Origin of the sequence: Clostridium sp. Marseille-P7770 (assembly GCF_902143525.1) — a bacterium.
In the GTDB taxonomy this organism is placed as follows: domain Bacteria; phylum Bacillota; class Clostridia; order Lachnospirales; family Lachnospiraceae; genus Pilosibacter.
Genome location: NZ_CABFVC010000001.1, coordinates 254,081 through 272,820, shown reverse-complemented (window position 1 = coordinate 272,820; position 18,740 = coordinate 254,081). Strand labels below are relative to the sequence as shown.

Below are 18,740 nucleotides of genomic sequence, written 5' to 3'. Positions count from 1 at the left end.
GGAGTTGCGTGAGGAGCATAAAGAAACAGTCCTGGCACAGCTTGAAAAGACATACGGAGAAACGGATAAAAACAGCTCCTTTGAACAGCGGATAATGGAAATATCCAATCGGATTGCTTTGGATTATTATGAAGAACTTCTGCCGGAAATCGAATATGTGAAAGAGGGCAGCTTTTTAGAGGAACTGGACGAGTTAAATGTAGGTGTCAGGCTTCGTGATACGCTTTCTTCCAGTATTGCTTACACCATACTGTCACGATGCGGTGCAGATATGGAACTGTGGAAAGACGAGCAGGGATTTGAATATATCAGCGACTTTAATACGATGAAAACCCTGTCTGTTGTTGGTACAGCCACCACAGATATGTGCAAGCCGCTTTTAATGGAGATAGGCAGAACCATAGGAGCGTATGACCGCCAGATTGCCCGCAGGAAGGCACAGGAAAAAGCTAATGCAGGACGCACACAAACTTCTTTGGAAAATACGGAGAAAGTGCTTGCAAATGAAGCAGATACAGACTATAATGCTTTAAAGCGTGAAAGCGAAAAGGAGCTACAAAACAATCAGGAGATAGAAATACAGAGCAAAAAGGAGGATGCGGCACATGAAACTGACATACGAAAAGAACGGGGATTATCTGATTCCGAACCTGACAGCGAACGAGGAACCGGAGGGAACGCTGACGAAGTACGGTATGATGCGGAAGAACTTCTTACAGGAACACCGGAAAGGGATTTATCAGGGCATGATACTGGCGGGCGAGCTGAAAGCACACTGTCTGGAGATACAGGAGCAGGCAGAGCAGAGAATGGAAGCCCTGAGCGAACAGATGGCGAAAGCAGAGGGAGTGAACGAGGAACTGAAAGCAGCCGATCAGATGAAGTGGGTAGCGAAGATGAACAACATCAGACATTCAGCGGAGGAGATCGTGCTGACGGAACTGATTTACAGTTAGAAAATGACATACAGGAAGAAGAAATACCAGAACCGGATAGTGGAGAACATTCATTATCCGGTTCTTTTTTTCCGAAGCTGTCTGAAACAGAGCAGGGGGAGGACTTACAGCGTGGTATTTTATGCAGTGATGAGTTCCTGAAGCATAAAAGACCGGAAATAGCTGGGTATTTTCAGATAGAGCAGGATGCAAAGATTCAGGCGGATTATCTGAGAAATTCGTTCCGCATGGAAGAATACACCGAGTTCAATATCGGGGAAATGCGGGGCGGCTACCGTGCCGATGAGGACGGTATTACCTTATGGAAAGGCAATTATCTGACCCGTGAAGCGGAAAGCAGGCTGTCATGGGAGGAAGCACGTTTTCTTGTCAATTCCTATATGGAGGACGGAGTATATCTTCTTCCAGGAGAAACCGCAGAGCGGATTGAAACAGCGGGAATGTACCAGCAGCTTGACTTATTTTCCATGTTTACGGAGCAGGCTGGCAATCTTGCCATGAAACAGGCGGAAACAGTGACACCGATACGGTCAGAAACAAAGATACCGCCGGAGCAGATAGCGGATATTCTGCGGAGCGGCGGAGGCAGGGATAACAGCAGAAAGCGTATCTACACCAAATATCAGCAGGGAAAGACACCGGAGGAGATGGCTGCTTTCTTACAGAAAGAGTATGGAACAACCGGAAAGGGCTTTGAATTTGACGGAAAGCAGTTAGCGGTATGGTTCAATGAGGATGGGATGCGTGTCGGATATGGCACATCGACAGAGCGTCCGGTGCTTCAGATGAACTGGCAGGAGGTGGAAGCAAAAATCCGCTCACAGGTAGTAAACGGTACCTATATGGGAGCAAATGAAGCTTATCTGACTGACGAAGCAGAACGTGACCGGATTGCAGGGCATCTCTTTTTCTTTTTCCGGGATGGCATGGGAGAACTGCCGGAGGAGCTTGGGCTAAAAGCAGGAAATTATCCGGAGGCTCATGCAAGAATGATAGAATACCTTTCTACAAAAGAAGGAGTTGAGCTTGTGGCTTCCCACATGGATCAGGCACTTCATCAGCTTGAAACCGGAGAGAAAAAGCTACGTTTCCGTTCAGTTATGCCAAAAGAGGAGCTGCGGGAGGAACTTGACAATCTGCTGATAGAAAAACAAATCTTTCCAACCGCAGACCATGTGGAAATAAAAAGGGAGGATTTTATTACTCAGGACGAGATAGACCATAATCTTGGCAGGGGAAGTGGATATTCACATGGTTCTTTCCGCATCTATGATTATTTTCAGGAAAAGCATGACAGCAAAGAAGCAGCGGAATTTCTGAAAAAAGAATATGGCATTGGAGGCGGCTCTCATGCACTTGCCGGAGCAGACCATAGCTGGCAAGACCACAACTTTAAAGGGATTGAATTAAAAAAGGGAAATATCTGCGAACCTTATGCGAAAGTGCTGCTGTCTTGGAAAGTAGTCGAAAAGCGTATCCGAAAGCTGGTGGCGGAAGATAAGTATTTATCTCCGGCAGGGAAAGAAGCCTATGCCCGGTACAAAGAGGAAGAAGCACAGAAAGCGCTGGAAAAAGCACAGGCGGTAATAGAACGGAAAACGAAGGTTGCCTGTAAAGAAGCCATTGAACGGACGATTTCGGAAAAATTTGACGGGTATCGTCTGCCGAAAGATACACCGGATGAAGTAATCCGAAAATATGGTAGCGAGCGTGTCAGCTATGTACTTGCCAATACTGTCATGCACCTGACGCACGATGGCAGATTTTCTCCCGACAATAAGGCATGGGCAAAAGAAATAGAACCGTATGCCAAGTATGAGAACCGTGATTTGATTGTTTCTTCCCATCCGGCGGTCTTAAATGGATTTATCAATCAGACAAGACGGTATATGGAGCAGGAAAAGGAGATTGCGGCACAGCAGATTACCATTGACGGGCAGTTGTGTTTAAAGATTGATGAATGGAAGTCGGAAGAAAATAACTATGTGCTTGGAAATTCCATGCAGGACAATGCGTTCTTTTACGTACTCATAAACGAAAATGTCCATTTTGAATATGATTACAAACCGAGCAGGGAAGAAATTGAAAACGATTATTTGAATCTCATTGCAATGGAAGATATAGACCGACACGAAGCGGAGGTATTTTCACGCATTGAAGGAACGGAAGATGTAGCGGAAACAGAATCACGATTCTCAGTTGAGGAAACCAGCGATGCCTTTGAGCCGGGACAGGATTTTGCAGTATGGGATCATGGCAGGGAAGATTATTATATAAAAGAGGACGGTACAATTCCCACCTTTGAAACAAAAGAGGAAGCGGAACACTATCTGCAAAGCATGGAACCGGACACTTCTGGACACGATGTCCAAAAGTCAGTGGAAGAACCTGCCATAGAAAAGCCTGTGAAGCAGCCTGCACCAAAGATTGATAAATCCAATGCGGTCAATTTCCACATTACAGACGATGCGTTAGGAGCAGGCAGTGCGAAAGAGAAATTCCGACGAAATATAGAAGCAATCCGTACTTTGGAAAAGGTGGAGAGCGAGAACCGTATCGCCACACGGTCGGAACAGCAGATTTTATCACAGTATGTTGGCTGGGGCGGGCTTGCCGATGCCTTTGATGAAAGCAAATCTGCATGGGCGGGAGAATATCAGCAGTTAAAGGAATTGTTATCGTCGCAGGAGTACGCTTCTGCAAGGGAAAGCACCTTAAATGCCCACTATACCAGTCCTGCCATTATCCGCAGTATTTATGATACCTTAGACCGTATGGGATTTGAAAAGGGGAATGTATTAGAGCCTGCAATGGGTATCGGAAATTTCTTCGGAATGCTGCCGGAGAAGATGCAGGAAAGCCGACTTTATGGTGTGGAGCTGGATGGTATTACGGGCAGGATTGCAAGACAGCTCTATCCGAAAGCGGATATTAAAATATCCGGTTTTGAAAAAACAGACTATCCGAATGATTTTTTTGATGTAGCAGTCGGCAACGTGCCATTCGGACAGTATAAGGTAGCGGATAAACAATATGATAAAAATAATTTCCTGATTCATGATTATTTCTTTGCAAAGACATTAGATAAAGTCCGTCCCGGCGGTGTGGTTGCTTTTGTTACCAGTAAGGGAACAATGGATAAAAAAAGTCCGGAGGTCAGAAAGTATCTGGCTCAGCGAGCGGAGCTTATGGGGGCGGTCAGACTTCCGAATACAGCATTTAAGGAAAATGCAGGGACAGAAGTCACTTCGGATATTTTGTTTTTTAAGAAGCGTGACCGTGTGATGGACATAGAACCGGATTGGGTACATTTATCAGAAGATGCAAACGGTATCGCCATGAATACCTACTTTGCGGAACACCCGGAAATGATTGTTGGGAAGATGGAAATGGTCAGCGGTCCCTATGGCATGGAAAGCACCTGCCAACCGGATGCCACAAGACCGTTTGCAGAGCAGTTAATGGATGCGGTCAGCCGGATTGACGGGGAAATCGAAGCAGTGGAGACGGACGAGCTTGCGGATGAGCTGGCAGATGCCACCATTCCGGCAGACCCGGACGTAAAGAATTACAGCTACACACTGGTGGAAGATAAGGTATATTACCGTGAAAATTCCATTATGAAGCCTGTGGATATGTCAGAATCCATGCAGGAACGCATAAAAGGCATGGTAGGAATCCGAAACTGTACGCAAGAGCTTATCAATTTGCAGTTGGAAGAATATCCGGATACTGTGATTAAGGAAAAGCAGAAAGAATTGAATACCCTTTATGATACGTTCAGCAGAAAATACGGTTTAATCAATTCCCAGACCAACAAAAGAGCCTTTAATCAGGACAGCAGCTATTGTCTGTTATGTTCTCTGGAAAAGCTGGATGACGAGGGAAATTTCAAAGGCAAAGCGGATATGTTCACGAAACGTACCATTAAGAAAGCGGAAGTGGTTACAAGCGTGGATACAGCAACGGAAGCTCTGGCAGTATCTTTATCAGAAAAAGCAAAAGTGGACCTTTCTTATATGGCGGAGCTGACCGGAAAAGAGATTGATACAATCAAAGAAGAACTGACGGGCATTATCTTTCAGAATCCGGTCACAGACAGGTGGGAAGCAGCGGACGAGTATTTAAGCGGCAATGTCCGGGATAAGTTGCAAACAGCGAAGATTTACGCCGAAAACCACCCGGAATACAACATAAATGTGCAGGCACTTACACAGGTGCAGCCCACAGAACTGGATGCCAGCGAGATTGAGGTGCGTATCGGTGCCACATGGGTTGAACCGAAATATATTGAAGATTTCATGCGTGATGTTTTTGAAACACCGCAGCATCTCTTCAACCGGAATACAATGGGGATTCAGTATTCCGATGTGACAGGACAGTGGAATGTAAAAGGAAAAAGTGCGGATTACGGAAACAGTCTTGTAAATATGACTTATGGTACAAACCGGAGAAATGCTTATCAGATTTTAGAGGATTCTCTGAATTTAAAGGACAGCCGGGTGTACGATACCGTGATAGAGGACGGAAAGGAAACGAGAGTCCTGAATAAAAAGGAAACCATGATTGCCAGTCAGAAACAGGAGGCAGTCCGGGAAGCCTTTAAGAACTGGGTATTTGAAGATCAGGAACGTAGACAGGACTTGGTGGCGAAATATAACAAGCTCTTTAATTCTACCAGACCAAGAGAATATGACGGTTCCCATTTGAAATTCCCTGGCATGACACCGGACATCGACCTTAGACCGCACCAGTTAAATGCGGTGGCACACCAGCTTTACGGGGACAATACCCTGCTTGCTCATTGTGTGGGAGCAGGAAAGACTTTTGAAATGATTGCTGCAGCAATGGAAAGCAAGCGGTTAGGGTTATGCCAAAAGAGCCTGTTCGTTGTTCCCAATCATTTGACGGAACAGTGGGCGAGTGACTTTTTGCGGTTATATCCCGGAGCAAATATTTTAGCGGCAACGAAGAAAGATTTTGAGCCAGCCAACCGGAAGAAATTCTGTTCCAGAATCGCCACCGGAGATTATGATGCTGTCATTATCGGGCATAGCCAGTTTGAAAAAATCCCGTTGTCGCAGGAAAGACAGATAGGCATTATCGAAAGACAGATTGATGAGATTGAGCTTGCCATAGAGCAGGCGAAAGCAGATAACGGGGAGCGTTACACCATTAAGCAGATGGAAAAGTCCAGAAAATCCCTTATGACAAGACTGGAAAAACTCAACGATACTTCCCGGAAAGATAATGTTGTAACCTTTGAGCAGTTAGGTGTGGACAGGCTGTTTGTAGATGAAAGTCACAATTATAAGAACCTTTTTCTATACACGAAAATGCGGAATGTGGCGGGCATTGCACAGACGGAAGCACAGAAGTCCTCCGATATGTTTGCTAAGTGCCAGTACCTTGATGAGCTGACTGGCGGAAAGGGCATTACGTTTGCTACGGGTACGCCGATCAGCAACAGTATGACGGAGCTTTACACCAATATGCGGTATCTTCAGTATGGTACGCTTCAGAAGATGGGATTAGGGCATTTTGACAGTTGGGCAGCTTCTTTTGGAGAAACACAGACCGCCATTGAGCTGGCACCGGAGGGAACAGGATACCGGGCAAAGACAAGATTTGCAAAATTCTTCAATCTGCCGGAGCTGATTGCACTTTTCAAGGAGAGTGCGGATATCCAGACACCGGATATGTTAAAGCTGCCTGTGCCGGAAGCAGAATATGAGAACGTGGTGCTGAAACCCAGCGAATATCAGAAAGAGATGGTAACATCGCTGGCAGATCGGGCGGAGGCAGTGCGTAACAGACTGGTAGAGCCGCATCAGGATAATATGCTCAAGATTACCAACGATGGAAGAAAACTGGCACTCGACCAGCGTCTGATCAACGATATGCTCCCCGATGAGGAACATTCCAAAGCAAAAACCTGTGTGGATAAGGCATTTGAGATTTGGGAAGATACCAAAGGGGAGAAATCAGCACAGCTTATTTTCTGTGATTTATCGACACCGAAAGGAGATGGTACATTTAATGTCTATGAGGATATAAGAAATAAACTGATGGAAAAAGGTGTTCCCGCAGAAGAAATCGCCTTTATACATCAGGCAAATACGGAGCTTAGGAAAGCGGAGCTGTTCAGTAAGGTAAGAAGCGGACAGGTTCGTTTTTTATTGGGTTCTACTGCAAAAATGGGAGCCGGGACAAACGTGCAGGACAGACTGATTGCTCTGCACCACCTCGATGTACCGTGGCGTCCGTCTGATATTGAACAGCAGGAGGGGCGTATTTTGCGGCAGGGCAACAGGAATCCAAAGGTTAAGATTTTCCGGTATGTGACAGAGGGAACATTTGACAGCTACTCATGGCAGCTTATCGAGAATAAGCAGAAATTTATCGGTCAGATTATGACAAGCAAATCTCCGGTGCGAAGTTGTGAGGATGTGGACGAAGCAGCACTTTCTTATGCAGAGGTTAAGGCTCTGGCAACGGGGAATCCCTATATAAAAGAAAAGATGGATTTGGATATTCAGGTCAGCAAGCTGAAACTGATGAAAGCCAACCACACCAGTCAGAAATACCGTCTGGAGGACAACATTGCAAAGCATTATCCACAGCAGATAACCATTCTGAAGGAGCGTATCAGTGGCTTGCAGGCAGATATTCAGACTGCAAAAACCAATCTCCCAGCAGATAAGGAGTTTTTCTCTATGAGGGTCGGGAATAAGGTCTATACGGATAAAAAAGAAGCCGGAACTGCACTTGTGGAGATGTGCAAAGAAATCAAGAGCGTTAATGCTCCGGCAGTCATTGGAGAGTATGCAGGCTTTAAAATGGCGGTGTCCTTTGATTCCTTTAACCATAAATTCGTTATGAACATCAAAGGACAGCTCAGTCATAATCTGGAGATTGGTGTTGACCCGCTGGGTAACATTTCCCGTATCAACCATGCGTTGGAAGCCATGACAAAGGAACTGGCAGAAGCATCCACAAAGCTGGAGAATGTGGAGCGTCAGCTTGAAACAGCGAAGGTAGAGGTTACAAAGCCATTTGCACAGGAAGCAGAGCTTTCAGAGAAGTTAGACCGCCTTTCTGCCTTAAATGCCCTGCTCAATATGGACGAAAAGGGAGATGACGGAATAGGTATGGAAGATGATAAATCGGAACTGGGTACTGAGCAGGTGGCAGATACCAGAAAACCGTATCCCATAGAAAATACCCGACATAATTATGCTGTGGAGAATGGAAATCCGCAGGGAATGAGGCTCACAGCAGCGATGGCGGATAAGCCGGCACAGAGGGTATCCTTGAAAGAAAAGCTTGAGACTATGAAAGTAAAGGCTGCGGGGAATAATATAGAAAATTCCGTGCAAAGAGATAAGGGGAAGGAGGAGTATTTGTAATTATTATATTTCTTTTTATGCAAATATGAAATATAATATTAGTTCAAGGGAAATATAGTGATAGAGCGATTTGGAAAAAGCTAAAGAGAAATGGAGACAACGTAATACATAAAAATGGAAATTGAATTTGTCAGACACTGTCTGACAAATTCGGAAAGGATATATTATGAATGATTTAGAGCAGACAAATATGCTTCAGCCATTGGTGGATGAGATTGAAACAGCAGTTTCAAATGCCAAAAAAGAGATAGCTGAAAAAGTAAACAGTGTAATTACAGAGACGTATTGGAAAATCGGAAAATATATTGTTGAGTTTGAGCAGGATGGAAATGTTAAAGCAGCATACGGTTCAAAATTATTAACAACACTCTCGCATCAATTAACTTTGCGATTGGGACGAGGATACAGCCGCCCAAACCTCAACAATATGCGGAAGTTTTATCTTTGTTATGAGAATTGTCAGACGGTGTCTGACAAATTGACATGGTCGCATATTTGTGAGCTGATAAAGATTGATGATGAATTAGAAAGAAGTTTTTACGAAAAAGAATGTTATAAGGAAAAGTGGGATGTAAGAACACTCAGGCGACAGATGGATTCCGCTTTGTTTCTTAGATTAGCTACAAGCAGAGATAAAGAAGGAATTCTGGCACTTGCCAGAGAGGGAATTACTTATGACAAGCCAGAGGATGTTATCAAGGATACTTACACATTAGAATTTTTGGGACTTCCGGAGAAAGAGCGTTATAGTGAGGAAGACTTGGAGCAGAAAATAATAGATAATCTCCAAAAATTCTTGTTGGAATTAGGAAAAGGATTTACCTTTGTGGGCAGGCAGTATCCCTTAACTGTAAACAATATTCATTACCATGTGGACTTGGTATTTTACCACAGAATTTTGAAATGCTTTGTGCTGATTGATTTAAAGAAAAATTCCGTCCAGCATATAGACATCGGTCAGATGAATATGTATATGGGGTATTTCGCAAAAGAAGAAAATATGGCAGATGATAACCCACCGATTGGCATTATCCTGAGTCATAACAAAGATGAACTGCTTGTAGAATATGCAACTTACGGTATGGACAGCAATTTATTTGTTTCAAAATATGAATTGTATCTGCCAAATCGCAATGAACTCCAAAAATTAGTGAACAATATTTTAGAGAAGGATACAGAAAAGAAAGAAGAGTAATAAAAAAGCAATCTAAAAAAGATGCAAATTGAATAGGCATATCGAAAAAGACAATCAGAGATGGTTGTCTTTTTTGCGTGGAAAAAAGAAAGGACAATCGAATTATGGAAGATAAAAATACCGTTTACATGAGTGAAAAGCAAAAAGTCAAAGAGATTACGGATAAGCTGGAAGCTGGTTTGAAAGAGCTTTTTGAGAGTGAAAAATATAAAAGCTATCTCAGTACCATGTCAAAATTTCATAATTACAGTTTTAATAATACGCTGCTGATTGCCATGCAGAAGCCGGAAGCTACGCTGGTGGCAGGTTATCAGGCGTGGCAGAAGAACTTTGAGCGGCACGTCAATAAAGGAGAAAAGGCAATCCGTATTCTTGCACCAGCTCCTTATAAAATCAAAGAGGAACGTGATAAGTTAGACCCTGTAACGGGAGAAATGATGTTTGATGAAAACGGTATGCCGCAGAAAGAGGAAACAGAGGTTACCATTCCTGCCTTTCGTGCGGTATCTGTTTTTGATGTATCGCAGACGGATGGCAAGCCTATTCCGGAACTGGAAGTGAATGAGCTGTTATCTACGGTGGAGGGATATGAGGATTTTGTCCAGGCGCTTATGAATATTTCTCCTGTTCCGATTGCATTTGAAGATATTCCCGGCGATTCCAAAGGGTATTTCAGTACAGCAGAAAAACGGATTGCTGTTCAGGAAAATATGAGCGAAAGCCAGACTTTGAAAACAATGGTGCATGAGGTGGCTCATTCCAGGCTGCATGATAAAGAAGTTAATCAGAGCATGGATATTCCGGTAAAGGACAGGAATACAAAGGAAGTGGAAGCGGAGAGTGTGGCTTTTACAGTGTGCCAGCATTTCGGTATAGATACATCCGATTATTCCTTTGGATATATCGCAGGCTGGAGCAGCGGCAGGAATATGAAAGAGCTGAAATCTTCCCTTGATACAATCCGAAAGACAGCTTCAGAACTGATTACAGGCATTGAGGGGGCAATGCAGGAGCTTCAGCTTAACCGGGAGATGGAGCAGGAACATGGAAAGGAAAGCATTCTGCTGGTACATAACGAGGATTTTTCAGAATACAATCTTGTCAGTGTCCGTGGAATGGACAGTGCAGAACTTATATCCGCTCTTTCTACCATGAATGAAGAGGATAAATCGAATATATCATCTTATCTTGAAAGCAAAGGAGCATGGACTACCGAACTTGCTGACGAGCAGACGGAAGAAGCGGAGGAATATCATATTGATGTCCGCTATAACATGGATACAGACGAGCTTATTGATGTAAAGGAAAGAATGGAACACCCCATTGATACCAATTTATCTGTCATGGGGCAGGCAGAACAACTTATCAATCAGTTGGAAGCAGAAAAAAATATTTTCACGTCTGAGGAGCGAAATCTGATTGTAAATTATGCCTATAAACTTGATGATATGAATAAAACAAGGGAACTTGCAGAGAAACTGGCATATAGGGAGCAGTATGCCCAACAGGATGTGGCATTGACCATAATTGATGCAAAGGCGGAGATTGATGCCCTGCCTGATCCGATGATTGGTTTGTCGGAAATGAGGGAATATGGCTATCAATGGAATGAAATGCTGCCATTAACACAAGAGAAAGCATTGGAATTATTTGAACATGATTTGCCTGTATATTTGCTTCATACTGACGGTGCGGAATCATTGGCAGAAAGCAGGGAGCGTATAGAAGAGCATGAAGGTATCTTTGGGGTTGAAAAGGAAACATGGAATAAAGCATTGAAACAGCAGACTAAGATTACACTTATCTTAATGGACGAACAGGAGCGAGAATATACATACCCGTATCCAGTTGTGGCTGTCGATATAGAAGAAATGGGTGGGGATAGAACTGCGGTATTCAAGACCTCAGAGCCTATTTCAGATACTGATGTGGCAGAAATTCATAATGCTTTTTATGGAACTGATTTGGAATTTGAAATAGAAAAAGAATTAGGTATCACATGGGTGGAATCTATTAACTATGAGGACGGATCTGTTATTACACCTGAAATGGCAAGAAAAGAGCAGCTCCTATATGCTAGTACTGATAAATATGGAATTTATCAATTAAAGCCTAATCCGGAATTAGATTCCTTACGTTTTGAGGGGACGGAATCCTTAAAGCGTATGGGCATTACAAAAGATAATTTTGATGCAATTAAACCAGAGAATTATACACTTTTATATGTGGGCGAATTATCTGAACTGCAAAAAGAGACGCAGGGGGCAACTTTAGAGGCAATCTTTGAAAAATTCAACCTTGACCACCCAGAAGATTTCAGAGGACATTCGCTATCTGTCAGCGATATAGTGGTGCTTCATCAGAACGGACAGAATACGGCTCATTTTGTGGATTCTTTTGGATATACGGAAATACCGGATTTTTTACGGGAGCAGACACCGGAAAAGGAAGAAATGCAGGACACTTCTGGACACAATGTCCAAAAGACAGAACCGGAAATAGATGGAGATGAAATCATTGATCTTGGCGATGAAACAGAACAGGTGCTTGCGGAAATGAAAAAAACTTTGGAAAGTGAACAGGAAACAGAACTGGCATTTTCTATTGCAGACCGTTTTATCAGCATTCAGGAAGTGGATGGCGGTTATGATTATTCCATTATGGGAGCTGATTATAAGGAGATTGACGGAGGAATTTATGATAATCCTGATGTGACGATAAGGGAAGCCTTGCATGATATTTTAGAGGATTTGAAGTCACAGCCGGATTACAATGGTGCAAAAGGAAATATCCAAAGAGAAGATGAACTGATACCGATGGATTATGATGGACTGATGGAAAAAGCAGAGGAAGCAAATCGTATTATTCCGGAGAGTACACCAAGCAGTGTGGTGGCAGATTTTAAGGCAAAGACCGGGGAATTATTCCACGATATTAGTGAAATGAATCCGGAAGAAATCGAGGAAACTGTGAAATGCCATGTGCAGGCGAAGATTGAAGAGTATGATATTAATGCAACAATCGTGGATGTTGCTGTAACAGGAAGCAGATGCAGGGGATTAGAGCATGAAGGTTCTGACCTTGATGTGGTGGTGGAACTTTCCACAGCGGAACGGGAGGACGATTTATTTAATGCCTTTAATGAGGATGGACTTCATATCGGAGAAGTAAAAGTTGACATCAATCCAATTACAGCCCAACGAACAGGTACGCTGGAATCCTATCTGCCACAGATGGAAGAATATTTGGAGGGCGTCAGACAGGTAAGAGAGCAGGAAAAGGAGAGCGCAGAAGTAACTTTAACTGTTTCGGAATGTGGAGAATTTCATAATCTTGGTGAGTGTTATGAGAATATTCCTACGGTGGATGAAGCTATAGCAATCTGGAAGCAGATACCTTCAGAGCGGATGAATGGTATTCCGGCAATCGGAATCAATATCCTAGGGAGAGGGGCGGAACCCTTCGAGGATTACGAGATTGATGTTTTATCTGGAAAGAGGATTGACCTTGGGGTTTTGGACTATGTTCCTGATATTAAAAACAATCCGCAGGCAATGGAAGTCATTACGGAACTGGTGGCTAAATTGCCCGATATGGAGATAGATGGCGTGATGAGTGAAGAAATGGAAGCAAGAGTGTGGGAACTGCGTATGCCGGACTTGCCACAAGAGGAACAGCTTGCAGTAGAACTTGACCGACTTTCCTACGATTATGATACTGTACTGTATCACGATAGTACAAGAAATATGACCGAGAATGTATCAGAGCTTGCAGAATCCATAAAACAGGGCGATACCGGACATTTAACAACGTGGCTTGCAGACATTATTTCGGAGGGAGCTGTACCAGAGGAAATAAAACGAGCAACGGAGCTTCTGGAAAAACTGACAGAGTATAAGCCGCTTGCCAAGATTGAGGAGGCAGAAGAACAGAATTATAATATGATTGATAATGTGCTGAATAATGGTGTTGGGGAGAAAGCCCAAAGGGAAGAAAATAAGAGAATGGAGGAGAAGCCTACGGTAAGGCTTTCCTTAAAATCCCGTCTTGCGGAGAAAAAATCACAGGTAGAAGGGCAATCGAAAGAACATGATGTTCAAGAAAATGAAAAGAAAAGTCAGAGGGAGATGTAAGTGATGAATAAGAGATTTACCGTAGAAGAGAGTAATTTAATCAGTATTTTTATGGAAGAAGGTATAGATTCAGATGTGGGAGGCAGAAAAAATGTCATAAATGGTATCAATAAGACACTGAAACATCTGGAGGATGATGAGATGGTTGAATTGTCATTATGTGTCCTTGCAAAATTAAAGGAATTGACGGATCATGAATTTATGAAGATGGAGTTTGTAGCGGCAGAGTAACATCAAACGTAAGGCAGAACATGGCTTTTGGTGGCTGTGTTCTGTCTTTTTGAATAAGAACTTGACTGATAAATATTACGGGTGTAATATTTATAACGAAAGGGAGTAAATTTTTTTGCTTCAAAATCTTACACTTGTAATATATAAGCGTAGTACATTGATACGAATAAGAAATGGAGGTAACGATGAAGGCAAAACATAGAACCAAAAGAATACAAAGATATAGAAAAATGTTGGGCATTATAGTGTTAATGTTAACAATTACTTTGATTGGAGTAGTTGTGAGTGCAACAGTATTATATAAAAGAAAAAATGCGTGTAAAACACCAGATACTATCTTAGTAGAGTATATGATGCATATTCCAAAACAAGAATACGAAGAAATGTATGCAATGATTGATTTGGAGTCATCTGGATATATCAGTAAGGAAGATTTTCTGAAGAGAAATTCCACTATTTATGAGGGAATTGAAATGCAAAACATGTCGATAAAAAATGTCGAGTATGTGGAGGAAGATAAAAAAGTAACATATTTGACTTCGTTTGATACAGTGGCAGGAACTATCAGCTTTGAGAATGAGGCATTTTTTATAAATGGAGAAGAAGGATATAAATTGGTTTGGGATGATTCCATGATTTTTCCTAATCTGACTTCTGCAGATAAAGTAAGAGTTTCTACTACACAGGCAGAGCGAGGAGAAATTCTGGATAGGAACGGACGTGTCCTTGCAGGAAAAGGTACAGCATCTTCAGTTGGAATTGTTCCGGGCAAGTTGGAAAACAGAGAGGAAGCAATCGCACAGATTGCAGGACTATTGGAAATCACAACGGAAGCGATAGAAAAGAACCTGTCTGCAAAGTGGGTAAAGGATGATTCTTTTGTACCTATTAAAACGATTCCAAGAGTGGAAGAAATTGAGTTAATGTCTATCAGTCCAGAGGAAGAAGTTTTAAAGGAGAAAGAAAGGCATGATAAGTTGCTGGAGATTCCCGGAGTGATGATATCTGATGTTGAAGTGCGTGAATACCCATTAGGGGAAGCCGCTGCGCATTTGGTCGGGTATGTTCAAAGCGTTACTGCGGAAGATTTAGAGGAACATGCAGGAGAAGGTTATACAGCCAATAGTGTAATCGGCAGAAGCGGAATGGAGGGCTTGTTCGAGAAAGAACTGAAAGGCCAGAACGGTTGCAGGATTTACATTGTAAATTCGGAAGATAAAGAGAAGGAGGAACTGGCTTGTATCCTGGTACAGCATGGGCAGGACATCCGGCTTACGATAGATACTGATTTGCAGGTTTCCTTGTACGAACAGTTTAAGGAAGATAAAAGCTGCTCGGTAGCCATAAATCATTATACCGGAGAGGTATTGGCTTTGGTCAGCACACCGGCTTATGACAATAACGATTTTATTATGGGATTATCGAGTGAGCAGTGGACTGTACTTAACGAGGACGAGAATAAGCCAATGTATAATCGGTTCCGGCAAGTGTGGTGTCCGGGATCTACCTTCAAACCAATTATAGCTGCGATTGGTTTACAATCAGGAGCAATCGATCCAATGGAAGATTACGGGAACGTAGGATTAAGTTGGCAAAAAGATGCATCGTGGGGTTCATATCATGTAACAACGCTTCATGCGTATGAACCAGTCATTTTAGAGAATGCCTTGATTTATTCTGATAATATTTATTTCGCAAAAGCAGCATTAAAGATTGGATCGGATGAGTTGGAGAATTCTTTGATACGGCTTGGTTTCAATGAGGAACTACCATTTGAAATTAAGATGGCAGAATCTCAGTATTCCAATACAGAAGGCATTGAAACTGAAATACAGTTAGCTGACAGCGGTTACGGACAAGGACAGATTTTAGTGAACCCGTTGCATATGGCATGTATTTATTCTGCTTTCTGTAATGAGGGAAATGTAATAAAGCCTTATTTGGTATATCAGAATGAAGCGGAAGTTGAGTATTGGATTCCGGGTGCCTTTTCTAACGAGACAGCAAGTCGTGTATTGGAAGGAACAAAGAAGGTTGTGAATGATTCTAATGGAACTGGATATGCAGCCCATCGAGATGACATTCTTTTAGCAGGAAAAACAGGTACGGCAGAAATAAAGGCATCGAAGGATGATACTTCGGGTACAGAATTAGGATGGTTTGCAATTTTTACAGCAGAAGATACGGAATGTCCTATATTGATTATCAGTATGGTAGAAGATGTGAAAGGAAGAGGAGGAAGCGGATATGTTGTTAAGAAAGACAGTCTGGTTCTGGAAGAGTGGTTTAGCAGTCATTAGTTTTGTACTGATGTTTAGTATTTCGGGGTGTAGCGATACACCACCGGAAGAAGATACAGTTTCGGAAACAGTAATTGATGTTCAGGACGTTTCAGAAGAAGAACAGGAGAATGAAGAAGAAATTATAAACATCTGCATAGATCTTTATGACAAGGCAGCAGAGGAAAATAAGTTAGATGATTTGGAAATAATTCGGAGTATTGTAAATCGTCTTGGAGAAAACGAGTATCCTGCTGTTGACAGCAGAAATCAAGTGAATATGACGGAAGCGGAGCAGGTACTGGAATTTTGTGAAAAGGTGGATGCACAGGAAGAAGCAGATATAACGATTCTTGAAGTCGGCTATTTGGGCGGATTTGTAAAATACGATTTGCACACAAAAGACGGAAATGTAGATGTGGTCAGAAGCTATTATGGATACGAAAATGGAGAAATACAGAAAGAAGTTACTGGGAGGTATCAAGCAGAGTATTGGAATTATACAGAAGAAGGTTACCTGATGTTTTCTGGTGTCTGGTTTTCAGAAGAATTATACGTTCTTACATTGAGTGGAGCAGAGGAGCATACCGCATTACGAGTACAGCCATTGGATGAAACATATAGGGAACTGAGTCGGAAATATCTTCTTCCAATCAGCTTTGAACAGAATAATATGTTTATTGTGGATTGGAGTGAAGAAGATTTTGGGGATTTGAATTTCTATGATATGTATGACATTCTTTATCCAAAAGTGAATGGTCAGTATGTTCCTTATGTTGCAGATGACAATTTGTCAGTCAGTGCAGTTTATCGGATTCCAAAAGAGGAATTTGAAAGCGTTATTATGAAATATTTCAATATTGATAGTGAAACGCTGCAATCCAAAACTGTCTATGATTCGGAGGATTCGACCTATGAATACAAACCGAGAGGCTTCGAAGAAGTAGAGTATCCGGAATACCCATATTCAGAAGTAATCGGGTATACGGAGAACAGTGATGGAACAATTACACTTACTGCTAATGTGGTATTTCCATATTTGGGAAATTCCAAAGTATATGCCCACGAGGTTGTGGTTCGTCCTTTGGAGGATGGCGGGGTACAATATGTATCCAATCGAATTATACCCTCCGAGGATAATTCTGAGGAAACATGGCATACGCCACGGTTGACGTTAGAAGAATGGGAAGAATTATACGGAGGCGAATAATGGAAGATGTGAAATGGCTGCTTAGAAGATGTGGTCTTCCGATTTTGCTGCTGTTGATTTTCGTAATAGCCGGAGTGGTCTGTTGGGGAGAACTGCATACAGAAAAGCAAAAGGTGGCAGAAGAAGTATGGGAGCCACCTGTAGAAATCGAAAATAGCGAAGCAGAAACAGAAGAAGCCGAGAATGCGGAAACTTCCACAGAGTCAGCATATTGGTTTATTCCGCAAGCCAGTGATGATCTCCTTACAGAAGAGGAGAAGGAGCAACTGCAGAGTACGGTTTTGTCAGCAGCAGAATCGGTCAGAGAAATCTATAAGGATATTGTAATTGCAGATGCACCAAGCTACTCTTCCGGTATTGGCGAATTTACCAAAGAGCAGAGGAAAGCTGTGGTGGAGCAATTGGGCAGAACCGGTCTGGTAAGTGTTGAAGAAGATACTGCTATGCAAAATCATGAAGCAATCGAAGCATTTTATGCAGATTACCTGGATGGACAAGACTCGATGGTTACGGTATTTGAAGTACAGAGAGATGGGCTGATTGGAGCAGTTACCTTTATCTATCGGAAAGGTGAGTTGCAGACCTATTACATAGGAATTCGGTGGAGAGAAGGTGGTATGCCAGAAATACAGGGAACTTCGGTAAGTAATGTGGCTGAGATTAAACTGACCGAAAAAGGATATTTTATCTACGCATATGAATATGTGATTGCACATGCAAGTTTGAGACAGTATTGGAGAATAGAACCGCTACCAGAAGACTGCCGGGAATTAACGCAAGAATACATATCAGGACTAAGTTATGTGAATTACAATCTGCTCGTTACCGATTGGGATAGCAGCAATGTGGAGGACATTCTGATGCCTTGTATGTATGAAGATGTTTATAGGATTTCTACGGGGGAAAATCTGAAAACTGAGGGTTGGAAGATTCCGGCAGAGGAATATGAAAGGATAATGACTACTTATTTTCCGGTATCGGTAGAACAGTTGAGAGAGCATTGTGGATATGATGAGGGCAGCAATAGCTATGAATATGAGATGATTTATGCCAGTCCATACCCACCTTTCGGAGAAGTAGTTGACTATACCCAAAATGCGGATGGAACGATTACACTTATCGTGGATGGAGTATGGCCGGATTATAATTCTGATCTCGCTTTTCGGAATACGGTTGTGGTCCAGCCATTTGAAGACGGAACTTTCAGGTATCTTTCCAATTCTATAGAACAAATAGAGTTGGAACTGCCGCCAATAGCAAAAGCACATTAAATTTTGATATGATACCTCCAAAGTAGACAGGTTAAATAACCAAAATCTACTTTGGA

At 42.4% G+C, this 18,740-nt stretch carries 8 protein-coding genes; all 8 read left to right on the top strand.

Translation table 11 applies throughout. The features are described 5' to 3' along the window. The first annotated feature begins 605 nt into the window (after positions 1–605). Positions 606–956: a TnpV protein gene (locus FN001_RS18310; RefSeq protein WP_227143085.1), complete on the top strand. Its 351-nt coding sequence runs from the start codon at positions 606–608 to the stop codon at positions 954–956. A gap of 227 nt (positions 957–1,183) precedes the next feature. Continuing rightward, the gene (locus tag FN001_RS01240; protein WP_243121912.1) at positions 1,184–8,365 is read left to right on the top strand and encodes a DUF3849 domain-containing protein; all 7,182 of its coding nucleotides are present in this window, start codon (positions 1,184–1,186) and stop codon (positions 8,363–8,365) included. Between the two features lie 166 nt (positions 8,366–8,531). Beyond that, positions 8,532–9,560 (top strand): PDDEXK nuclease domain-containing protein, encoded by a 1,029-nt coding sequence (locus FN001_RS01235; RefSeq protein WP_002596362.1) that lies wholly within the window; start codon positions 8,532–8,534, stop codon positions 9,558–9,560. 104 nt (positions 9,561–9,664) lie between these two features. Then, positions 9,665–13,693, top strand: coding sequence for a YodL domain-containing protein (locus FN001_RS01230; protein WP_014081126.1), 4,029 nt, complete (start codon positions 9,665–9,667; stop codon positions 13,691–13,693). A 3-nt stretch (positions 13,694–13,696) separates the two neighbouring features. Continuing rightward, positions 13,697–13,924, top strand: a complete 228-nt coding sequence (locus FN001_RS01225) for a transposon-transfer assisting family protein (protein ID WP_014081125.1) — start codon at positions 13,697–13,699, stop codon at positions 13,922–13,924. A gap of 185 nt (positions 13,925–14,109) precedes the next feature. Then, the gene (locus tag FN001_RS01220) at positions 14,110–16,224 is read left to right on the top strand and encodes a penicillin-binding transpeptidase domain-containing protein (RefSeq protein WP_014081124.1); all 2,115 of its coding nucleotides are present in this window, start codon (positions 14,110–14,112) and stop codon (positions 16,222–16,224) included. After that, positions 16,172–17,413, top strand: a complete 1,242-nt coding sequence (locus FN001_RS01215) for a DUF6070 family protein (RefSeq protein WP_142410543.1) — start codon at positions 16,172–16,174, stop codon at positions 17,411–17,413. The genes FN001_RS01220 and FN001_RS01215 overlap by 53 nt, the downstream gene beginning before the upstream one ends. Then, positions 17,413–18,684, top strand: a complete 1,272-nt coding sequence (locus FN001_RS01210; protein ID WP_014081122.1) for a DUF6070 family protein — start codon at positions 17,413–17,415, stop codon at positions 18,682–18,684. Before FN001_RS01215 ends, FN001_RS01210 begins: the two co-directional genes overlap by 1 nt. Positions 18,685–18,740 lie beyond the last annotated feature (56 nt).

Coding starts and splice junctions, on each gene's coding strand:
- FN001_RS18310 (WP_227143085.1), top strand. CDS start 606: ATGAAACTGACATACGAAAAGAACGGGGATTATCTGATTCCGAACCTG.
- FN001_RS01240 (WP_243121912.1), top strand. CDS start 1,184: ATGGAAGAATACACCGAGTTCAATATCGGGGAAATGCGGGGCGGCTAC.
- FN001_RS01235 (WP_002596362.1), top strand. CDS start 8,532: ATGAATGATTTAGAGCAGACAAATATGCTTCAGCCATTGGTGGATGAG.
- FN001_RS01230 (WP_014081126.1), top strand. CDS start 9,665: ATGGAAGATAAAAATACCGTTTACATGAGTGAAAAGCAAAAAGTCAAA.
- FN001_RS01225 (WP_014081125.1), top strand. CDS start 13,697: ATGAATAAGAGATTTACCGTAGAAGAGAGTAATTTAATCAGTATTTTT.
- FN001_RS01220 (WP_014081124.1), top strand. CDS start 14,110: ATGAAGGCAAAACATAGAACCAAAAGAATACAAAGATATAGAAAAATG.
- FN001_RS01215 (WP_142410543.1), top strand. CDS start 16,172: ATGTTGTTAAGAAAGACAGTCTGGTTCTGGAAGAGTGGTTTAGCAGTC.
- FN001_RS01210 (WP_014081122.1), top strand. CDS start 17,413: ATGGAAGATGTGAAATGGCTGCTTAGAAGATGTGGTCTTCCGATTTTG.